Origin of the sequence: Mesorhizobium sp. M3A.F.Ca.ET.175.01.1.1 (genome assembly GCF_004791945.1) — a bacterium.
Classification (GTDB): Bacteria; Pseudomonadota; Alphaproteobacteria; order Rhizobiales; family Rhizobiaceae; genus Mesorhizobium.
The window spans coordinates 1-480 of record NZ_SRTP01000066.1 but is presented as its reverse complement, the minus strand read 5'-3'; the positions used below and the strand labels follow the sequence as shown (position 1 = coordinate 480).

At 64.0% G+C, this 480-nt stretch carries 1 protein-coding gene; it reads left to right on the top strand.

Annotation, left to right across the window (positions count from 1 at the left end; translation table 11 throughout):
* Positions 1-51: 51 nt before the first annotated feature.
* Positions 52-480, top strand: a 429-nt coding sequence (locus EN818_RS30765; RefSeq protein WP_135906593.1) for a hypothetical protein, incomplete at its 3' end; no start/stop codon positions are given.

Genomic DNA, 480 nt, shown 5'->3' with positions numbered 1-480 from the left:
GAGTGGCCACTCGACCGAGCGCTCGCCTTACCCGGAAAAAGGAGAAATCCCATGAGCATGAAGGCAGTCAACGTTCTGCAGACCGTCCGCGTCGCCGACGGCGGCAATATCCACGGCCGCGAGATCGTCAAGGGCACCGAAGATGAGGTTCCGGAGGAGCTCTTCGAAGGCCTGGAGAAGGCCGGATACGTCGAGGCTGTCGGCCGGAAGAAGGGCAAGGCCGCGCTGCCGGATGACGGCCCGACCATCGCTGAATATATCGCTGCCGGGTATCCTGCAGCGAGCTATCCGCCCGTAGGCTACACTTCGCGCAGCACGGAAGAGGAAATCGCGACGGCCGTGAAGGCAGAAGAGGACGCGGCCGCCAAGGCAAAGGCCGACGAAAAGGCGGCGAAAGCTCTGGCGAAGAAGCGCGACGCCATGCTCGCCGACCTCGCCGTGCTGTCCGACGACGACCTCGCCAAGATCGTCGAGACCGAG